Source organism: Streptomyces sp. AC627_RSS907 (assembly GCF_019049165.1).
The window spans coordinates 1-7,219 of the sequence record NZ_JAGMUE010000167.1 but is presented as its reverse complement, the minus strand read 5'-3'; the positions used below and the strand labels follow the sequence as shown (position 1 = coordinate 7,219).

General features: G+C 75.1%; 6 protein-coding genes. 4 read left to right on the top strand and 2 right to left on the bottom strand.

Going from position 1 to position 7,219, the window contains the following annotated elements:
• Nucleotides 1-501, top strand: a 501-nt coding sequence (locus tag KUM32_RS29825) for a CehA/McbA family metallohydrolase (RefSeq protein ID WP_217145088.1), incomplete at its 5' end; no start/stop codon positions are given.
• Here KUM32_RS29825 and KUM32_RS29820 read toward each other — a convergent pair.
• Complete coding sequence (locus KUM32_RS29820) at nt 470-1,312, bottom strand: endonuclease/exonuclease/phosphatase family protein (protein WP_217145087.1); 843 nt, start codon at nt 1,310-1,312, stop codon at nt 470-472. The two genes, KUM32_RS29825 and KUM32_RS29820, sit on opposite strands and share 32 nt — an antisense overlap.
• A 130-nt stretch (nt 1,313-1,442) precedes the next feature.
• On the opposite strand from KUM32_RS29820, the gene KUM32_RS29815 reads away from it, so the two are divergent.
• The 3 genes from KUM32_RS29815 (at nt 1,443) to KUM32_RS29805 (ending at nt 5,772) form a co-directional block, all read left to right on the top strand.
• Entirely contained in the window at nt 1,443-1,853 is a 411-nt protein-coding gene (locus tag KUM32_RS29815; protein WP_217145086.1) for a nitroreductase/quinone reductase family protein, read from the top strand.
• A gap of 549 nt (nt 1,854-2,402) precedes the next feature.
• Nucleotides 2,403-5,348: a BTAD domain-containing putative transcriptional regulator gene (locus KUM32_RS29810; protein ID WP_217145089.1), complete on the top strand. Its 2,946-nt coding sequence runs from the start codon at nt 2,403-2,405 to the stop codon at nt 5,346-5,348.
• A 205-nt stretch (nt 5,349-5,553) separates the two neighbouring features.
• Nucleotides 5,554-5,772, top strand: a complete 219-nt coding sequence (locus KUM32_RS29805) for a hypothetical protein (RefSeq protein WP_217145085.1) — start codon at nt 5,554-5,556, stop codon at nt 5,770-5,772.
• Between the two features lie 223 nt (nt 5,773-5,995).
• Here the strand turns inward: KUM32_RS29805 and KUM32_RS29800 are convergent.
• The coding region (locus KUM32_RS29800; protein WP_217145084.1) for a PQQ-binding-like beta-propeller repeat protein at nt 5,996-7,219 on the bottom strand (1,224 nt) is incomplete at its 5' end.

The window sequence follows — 7,219 nt, the reverse complement described above, 5'->3', positions numbered from 1 at the left end:
GGGCGGGACGGGCGGGAGGGCCGGGCCTGGATCCCGGCGATGGGCAGCAGCGACTCCCACCGCGCCCCGGACGCCATCGGGCGCCCGCAGACCGTCGTCCTCGCCGACGACCTGACCCGTCAGGCGATCCAGGAGGGCATCCGCGCGGGACGGTCGTACGTCGCGGAGTCGGCGAAGGTGTCGCTGGCCTTCACCGCGTCCGGCGGGCGCGGTGAGCACGCGGGCATCGGCGAGCGGCTGCGCGTGGACCCGGACACCCCGGTCACGGTCCGCCTGGAGGTGACGGGCGCCCCGCGCTGCACGGTGCGCTTCGTCACGGACCAGGGCGTGCTGTTCACCAGTGCGCCGCTGCCGGTGTCCGGCTCGGGCGTCGTGGAGTGGCGGACGACCGCCTCCTACGCCGCGTACGTACGGGCGGAGGTGCGGCACGAGGCGGCGGCGGGGCCGGTGCCGGGGGCGCTCGCGGCGTTCACGAACCCGGTGTTCCTGGGGCGGCGGTAGCCGCCCGGCCGTCGTCCAGGTCGGCGACGACCGCGGCGTGGTCGGAGGGCCAGACACCGTCGACGGGGCCGTCGCCGGCCCGCCGCACCGCCCGGACCCGGCCGAGTCCGCCGGGGCCGGGCGGGCCCACGTGGACGTAGTCGATCCGCGCGCTCGGCTCGCCGTCGGCGTGCGCGACGTACGGGTTCGCCGTGTCCCAGGTGCCGGACGGCAGGCCCGGGCCGGCGTGCTCCCAGGCGTCGTGGAGATGGCGCGCGCGCAGGAGGCGGACCTCCGGCGATCCGGGACGGGCGTTGAAGTCGCCGGTGACGACGGGCGGGAAACCGGTGCCGTGCCGGTGCTCGGCGACGAAGTCCGCGAGGGCGGCGGCCTGTTCCCGGCGCACCGCGCGGGCGTGGCCGCCCGAGGTCAGGTGGGCGGTGAAGAAGGGCACCTGGTGGCCGGGGGCGTCCAGCCGGGCGTGCAACGCCAGCCGCCCGTCGTCGAGTTCCTCGGGGACGGGCAGCCGCAGCACCGCCCGCTCCACGACGGGCCAGCGGCTGAGCACCGCGGTGCCGATGCCGACCGTGTCGTCGCCGATGCGCCGCTGCCACCGCTCGGAGGCGGGCGAGGGCGCCCAGGCGCAGTGCAGGCCGAGTTCGCCGGCCAGCCACTCGGCGAGGTTGCCGCCGTCGGCCCGCGGCGTGGTGGCCCACACCTCCTGGAGACCGACGACGTCGGGCCGCAGTTCCCTCAGCACGGCGAGGATCGCCTTCTGCCTCTCGGCCCACGGCCCGAACCGCCACCACAGATTCCACGTCACGACCCGCACGGCCGCACCACCCGTCCTCCCACACCGTTCACGCGGTCCGCTCCGTCCACTCCGACCAGTCCGACCACTCCGTCCCCAAGAGGTTTTCCGGAGAACATGGAGGCACACGAAACGGGAGGGTGAACGAACGATGTCTTCCTACGCGGAGAAGAAGTACCGGGCCGTCACGGCCTTCCAGCGCCGTCTCAACCCCGTCCTGCGCGGCCTGCCGACCCAGACCGTGCTGGAGACCACCGGCCGCGTCTCGGGCCTGCCCCGCCGCACGCCGGTCGGTGGGCGCCTGGTGGGAGGTTCGTTCTGGCTGGTGTCGGAGTTCGGCGAACGGTCCCAGTACGTCCGCAACATCCGGGCCGATCCGCGGGTGCGGGTGCGTGTCCGGGGCCGCTGGCACACGGGGACGGCCCACGTCCTGCCCGACGACGACCCGATCGCGCGTCTGCGCCGCCTCCCCCGCTTCAACAGCCTGGCGGTGCGGGCGATGGGGGTCGGGACGGGACTGCTGACGGTGCGGGTGGATCTGGAGGGACGAGGAGCCATGTGACGGACCTGTGATCGCCGTCTCCCACGGCTGACGAGGTCGGCATGAACAAGGCAAACTGGCGTAGTTGCTCAGGATGTCTAGGGGGACTGCATGGACGGTGTACCGCGGGTACCGGAGCAGCGGCGCCCCGGATTCCCGGCGGAACCGGATAAATCACCGGAAACGGAGCAGCCGCCGGACCGGAGGACGCCGCCGGCCCGGAAGACGCCACCGGACCGGGAGCAGTCGCCGCACCGGGGGACGCCGGCCGGACGGGAGCCGTTGGCCGGGCGGGAGACGCCGCCGGGACAGAGAACGTCGGCCGAACGGCAGGCGCCGCCGAGCCGGGAGAGGTCGGCCGGACGGGAGAGGTCGGCCGGACGAGAGGGGTCGGCCGGACGCACGAAGACGGTCGGAGGCGGGCAGCCGGCCGGGCGGGAGAACCCGGCTGGACGCGCCAAGCCGGCCGAGCGCACGACGTCGGCCCGGCGGGCGGACGTGGCCGGAGGCACGAAGACGGTCGGACGCGGGCAGTCGGCCGAGCGCACGACGCCGGCCCGGCGGGAGGACGTGGCCGGAGGCAGGCCGCCGGCCGGGCGGGAGGACCCGGCCGCGCTCCGCTTCGGCGTGCTCGGACCGGTGCGCGCCTGGCGCGGCGACGCCCCCCTGGCCACCGGCTCCCCCCAGCAGCGCGCCCTGCTGGCCGCCCTGCTGCTCCGCGAGGGCCGGACCGCCACCGCCGCCGAGCTGATCGACGCCCTGTGGGGCGAGGACCCGCCGTCGCAGGCGCTGGCGGCGCTACGGACGTACGCGTCCCGCCTGCGCAAGATCCTCGAACCCGGCGTCCTGGTGAGCGAGTCGGGCGGGTACGCCGTACGCGGCCTGGGCGAGGGAGCGCTGGACCTGACCGCCGCCCAGGACCTGGCGGCCGAGGCGGAGAAGGCGCGGAGCGCCGGGGACCTCTGCCACGCCCGCGACGTCCTGCGCCGCGCACTGGCACTGTGGGACGGCGAGGTACTGGCCGGCGTCCCGGGCCCGTACGCGGAGGCGCAGCGGGTCCGACTGGAGGAGTGGCGGCTCCAACTCCTGGAGACCCGGCTCGACATGGACCTGGAGCAGGGCTGCCACGCCGAGGCCGTCTCGGAACTGACCGCCCTGACGGCGGCCCACCCGCTCCGGGAACGCCTGCGGGAGCTGCTCATGCTGGCGCTGTACCGCAGCGGACGCCAGGCGGAGGCCCTCGCCGTCTACGCGGACACGCGCCGCCTGCTCGCCGACGAACTCGGCGTCGACCCACGCCCCGGCCTCCAGGAACTCCAGCAGCGCATCCTCCGGGCCGACCCGGGCCTGGCCGAGCCGCCGGCACCGACCGCGGAGTCGGCCGTGACCCCGCTCCGCCCCGCCCAACTGCCCGCCACCGTCCCGGACTTCACGGGACGCGCGTCGTTCGTCCGCGAGCTGAGCGACGTGCTGGCCGCCGCCTCGGGTGACGGCACCGCGAGCCGGGTGATGGCGGTCTCGGCGCTGGCCGGCATCGGCGGCGTCGGCAAGACGACCCTCGCGGTGCACGTCGCCCACCAGGCGCGGGCCGCCTTCCCGGACGGACAGCTGTACGTCGACCTCCAGGGCGCGGGCGCGCGGCCGGCGGAGCCGGAGACGGTACTGGGCTCCTTCCTCCGCGCCCTGGGCACGGCGGACTCGGCCATCCCGGACTCCCTGGAGGAACGGGCCGCCCTCTACCGCTCCGTCCTGGACGGCCGCCGCGTCCTGGTCCTCCTCGACAACGCCCGTGACGCCGCCCAGGTACGCCCGCTGCTGCCCGGCACGGACGGCTGCGCCGCGCTGGTGACGGCGCGGGTGCGGATGGTGGACCTCGCCGGGGCGCACCTGGTCGACCTGGACGTGATGTCCCCCGAGGAGGCGCTGGCCCTCTTCACGAAGATCGTGGGCGAGGAGCGGGTGGCCTCGGAGCGGGAGGCGGCGCTGGACGTCGTCGGCGCCTGCGGTTTCCTCCCCCTCGCGATCCGCATCGCGGCGTCCCGCCTCGCGGCCCGCCGCACGTGGACGGTCTCGGTCCTCGCGGCGAAGCTGGCGGACGAGCGACGCCGCCTGGACGAGCTCCAGGCCGGCGACCTGGCCGTCAAGGCCACCTTCGAACTGGGCTACGGCCAGCTCGAACCGGCCCAGGCCCGCGCCTTCCGCCTGCTCGGCCTGGCCGACGGCCCGGACATCTCCCTCGCGGCGGCAGCGGCGGTACTGGACCTGCCGGCCGAGGACACGGAGGACCTCCTGGAGTCCCTGGTCGACACGTCGCTGCTCGAATCGGCGGCGCCGGGACGGTACCGGTTCCACGACCTGGTACGGCTCTACGCGCGTGCGTGCGCGGAGCGGGACGAGCATCCGCCCGGCGAGCGGGGGGCGGCGCTGTCACGGTTGCTGGACTTCTACCTGGCCACGGCGGCGGGGGTCTACGCGATCGAACGGCCCGGGGACCGGCTGGTGGACGGCCTGGAGCCGACGGAGTACCCCGGGCTGGCGTTCACCGAGGGCCCGGCGGCGCTGGACTGGCTGTACAGCGAGGCGGCGCCCCTGCTCGCGTGCGTACGGCAAGCCGCCGAGTCGGACCGGCTCCGGCGTGCCGTCGACCTGCTCTGGGCCGCCAAGGACCTGACCGAGTCCGGTGCCAACTCGCATCAGTACGAGACGACGGCCAGGGCCATGTGCGAAGCGACGCGCTCGGCCGGCGACACTCTGGCCGAGGGGCGGGCGCGGACGGTGCTCACCGACGTCCTGCTGGTTTCGGGCCGCATCCCCCAGGCCGAGGAGGAGTCCCGGCTGGCGATGCGGCTCGCGGAGTCGGTCAAAGACGCGGTCGCGGTGAGCTGGGTCGCCAACAGTCTGGGGCTCATCTGCCTGCACCAGGGGAGGCACGGCGACAGCAAGCCGTTCTTCGAGCAGGCCATCGCGGGATTCCGGGCCCTGTGCAACCGTCCGCCCGAGGCGACGGCCCTGTGCAACCTCTCACGTGCCCACCTGGGCGTGGGCGACGTGTCGCAGGCCGTCGACTTCGCACGCCGAGGGCTGGCCGCGCACGCCGAGTTCGGCAGGACCGTCCGGCTCGCCAACAGCCACTACGCGCTGGGCATCGCCCTCAACCGGGCCGGTCGGCACACGGAGGCCCTCGGGCACTTCTCCGAGGCCCTGACGATCTTCTCCGCCCACCGCCAGCGGCTCTGGGAGGGGACGACCAACTTCCGCATCGCCGAAGTGCATCTCGGGGCCCAGCGGCCCGCGCAGGCGGCCCAGCACGCCGAACAGGCCCTCGCCCTCGGCTGCATCGGCGGTGACCGCATGCTGGGCAACGTCCTGACCCTGCTGGGCCGCGCCCTGTCCAGCCTGGAGCAGACGGACCGGGCCAGGGCCTGCTGGAACAAGGCTCTGCGCCTCTACGAGCAGGAGGGTGCCGAGGAGGCGAGTGAGGCGAGGGCCCTGCTCGCCCCCGCCTCGGCCGCCTGAACCACGTGCGCGGCCAGGGCCGTTCAGCATTCGTTTATCGCTGCACGGCATTGTCGTATCCGTCACACCGTCGCGTCGGGGGGCAGACGGTCTGACCGGGGACCGACCAGTTATGGTGCGGCTCCGAACGCCCGTCCGGCGGCCCGCGGGGGAGCCCCCGGGCGGGCGTCTGCCACATGCCACAGCAGCGGAGGGAACCAAGCGCATGAGCGACAGCAAGAAGGACACGGACGTGACGGCCACGGGCGGGGCGGCCACCGACGAGGCCCTCACGACGCTCGAGAACCCGATGCCCGCGCCGCCGAAGGACGGTGGCGCCACCACGCTGGAGAACCCGATGCCCAGCGGCCCGGCCAAGCCGGCGGTCACGACGATGGAGAACCCGATGCCGGCCCCGCCCGCGCTGGACCGGGACGGCAAGTAGACCTTTTTCCCACACGGGGATCGGCCGCGGCGGCGCGGAGGGGGAGCCGCCGCGGCCGACGTGTGTCCGCACGAGCCCGCGCCTCACGAGCCCGCGCCCGACGCCTCACGAGCCCACGCCTCACGACCTCGCGCCCAACGCCTCACGAGCCCACGCCTCACGAGCCCGCGCCCAACGCCTCACGAGCCCGCGCCTCACGAGCCCGCGCCCGACGCCTCACGTGTCACGTCGTGCGGGCCGTCCCCGTGCCCTTCTCCGCGTCCAGCGCGTACACACAGCGGTCCTTGCTGCACGCGTACACGATGCCGTCGCGGACGACCGGGGAGCCGGTGATCTCACCGCCGGTCGCGAGCTTCCAGCGCAGGCGGCCGTCGTCGGCCTTGAGCGTGTAGAGCAGGTGGTCCGTCGAGCCGAAGTGGATGCGGCCCTCGGCCACCGCGGGCGCGCCCACGATGTCGCCGCCCGCCTGGAAGCGCCACTTGGGCGTGCCCGTCACCGCGTCCAGGGTGTACAGGCCCTTGCCGCTGCCCACGTGCACGTGGCCCGCGGCCACCAGGACCGGGTCGGTCGAGGAACGGGCCTCCGTCGCGATGCGCCAGCGGTCGCGGCCGTCGGTGGCGTCGAGGGCGTAGACCGTGCCGAGGTAGTCGGCCAGGTAGACGCCGCCGCCGGTCACCGCGGGGCCCGGCACGAAGGCGGGCGGGGCGAGGAAGACCGCCGGGGCCTCGAAGTGCCAGCGGACGTGGCCGGAGGCGACCTCCAGGGCGAGGACCCGGGTGCCGGCCGCGACGTAGACGTAACCGTCGGGCGCCTGGGTGACACGGACCGGCACCCCGCCGCAGGAGGCGGCGTCACCGATCGGGTAGGACCACCTCTCGTCACCGGTACGGGCGTCCAGGGCGCGCAGCCGGGCGTCCTGCCAGACGTACACCGTGCCGTCGCGGAGCGCCGCGGCCGCCTCCGGGGACTCGAAGTCGGTCTGGGCGCCGGTGATCTCCCACAGCTTCTGGCCGCCCGAGGCCTCCCACGCCTGGACGCCGCCGCCGCGGGTGGCGGTGACGACCGTGCCCCGGTCGGCCTGGAGGGAGTAGACCCAGGCGTCCGTCTGCAGGCGCCACAGGTCGGCGCCCTCGCGGGCGTCGAGGGCGAAGAGGGTCGGGCCGTCGGAGGCGTGGATACGGCCCTCCGCGACCGCCATCGACCAGGCGACGTCCCTGGTCTTGAAGCGGCGGCGCCCGGTGCCCACGTCCAGGGCGTGCACCTCGAAGGAGGTGACGTAGACCAGGTCCTCGGCGACGGACGGCGTGCCCCAGACGTCGTTGGACATGCGGAACCGCCAGGGGCGCCAGCCGGCCGGTGACGCCTCGGGGGGTGCGGTGGGGGCGGGCGGCGCGGCCGGTACGGCGGGGTCGGCGCCGTTGACGCCGGGGCGGGGGCGGGACCAGGA